Annotated in this window: 3 protein-coding genes; all 3 read right to left on the bottom strand. The window is 61.3% G+C overall.

The window, feature by feature from the left end; genetic code table 11:
- Positions 1–215: hypothetical protein (locus GGR39_RS17020; protein WP_183619010.1), on the bottom strand; the 215-nt coding region annotated here is incomplete at its 3' end.
- Positions 216–255: 40 nt separating this feature from the next.
- Complete coding sequence (locus tag GGR39_RS17015) at positions 256–444, bottom strand: hypothetical protein (RefSeq protein WP_183619007.1); 189 nt, start codon at positions 442–444, stop codon at positions 256–258.
- Positions 445–900: 456 nt separating this feature from the next.
- A partial coding sequence (locus tag GGR39_RS17010) for a recombinase family protein (protein ID WP_183619004.1) occupies positions 901–1,253 on the bottom strand: 353 nt, incomplete at its 5' end.

Raw genomic sequence — 1,253 nt, 5'->3', positions numbered from 1 at the left:
GTGGTGGAGCGGGTGAAGGGAGACTGCCCGCCTTCTCCGCCGGGCAGCGGCCCGAGGCGAGCGTGGAGTTCCTCAATCGTGGCACCGGCATCGTGCGCTGCGCGTAGACGGACGATTAGGTCGTCGATGTTGGCGACGCTTGCCGTGGCATCATCCGCATCCTGAGCGTCGATCAGGGATGCTTGCTGCGGCGTTGGGTCTGGGCGTTCGGTCATGCTGCATCTCCAATGATAGGCTGCGAGTTGGGCGGCATCGTCAGTGCCAGCGATCCGGCGCGGGCATGGAAGTTGCTGGTCGTAGATCGGCGTTGTGGGCTGCACGGATGAGCCTCTCAAACTCGTCCAGTTGATCATCAATGCTGCACTGATCATCTGCCGCAGCATTGGTCTCGGACGCAGCCGTGGACGGCACCTTGAAGCCGTTGGACATAATGGCGATCTCCATGATGATGACGGTAGGATGGTCAGTCCGGCTGGGCGCTACCGAGAGGCTTGTGGACGATGATGCGGCAGGTACGATCTGGGCGACGCATGGACTTCGATGATGTCGAGGTCTCCGTTGTGGAGGCAGCGATCCACCGAGGCTGTGACCAGTGTGGCGGGCACTGGGATGGTGGACGGATCGTGGTTCGCGGCGACGAAGTCGTCGGCGTGACGTGCCAGTCGTGTGTCGATGATCGGGAAATACGCGGGTCGACATCGAGGCTGCTGCATTGACGCTGGACGACCATCACGACGAGGCTTGCCCACTCTGTCGCGGTGATGCTCCCAACCACATCGTAGATCGGATCATGACTTCCGCAGCCTCGCAGATGACGAGGATGTCGGTCGAGGATTTCCACAAGTGGCTCTCCGAGCTTGATCCTGCTGCTGATCTGCCGTCGAGCCTTCCGACATCTGGTTAGGCGGCGAGCGCTCGGTACACTGACGCGCGGCCAATGCTCATTGTCTTTGCGATCTGGGTAGCCCCAAGCCCTTGCTCCTTCAGTTCAAGGATACGGGCGGTATCGATGGTCGCGGGTCGGCCCTTGTAGAGGCCTTTGAGCTTCCGGGCCTCGATGCCCCGGCGCTGCCTTGCCTTGATGAAGTGCTTCTCGACGGACCCGATCATGCCGAAAAGCGTCAGCATGATCTCGGCCATCATGTCGGAGCCATCAAAGCGGATCGCGGGATCATGGATGCGCAGAGTAGCTCCGCGTTCAACGACCCGCTTGGCGATTGCCAACAAGTCGCCAGTGTCGCGCGCGATGCGAT

Source organism: Novosphingobium fluoreni (genome assembly GCF_014196615.1).
GTDB classification, from domain to species: domain Bacteria; phylum Pseudomonadota; class Alphaproteobacteria; order Sphingomonadales; family Sphingomonadaceae; genus Novosphingobium; species Novosphingobium fluoreni.
Note: the sequence above shows the minus strand (reverse complement) of the source record. Positions and strands in the feature narration are given on the sequence as shown.

Excerpts from the sequence above, each read along its gene's own strand:
- GGR39_RS17015 (WP_183619007.1), bottom strand. The coding sequence starts at position 444 with ATGGAGATCGCCATTATGTCCAACGGCTTCAAGGTGCCGTCCACGGCT.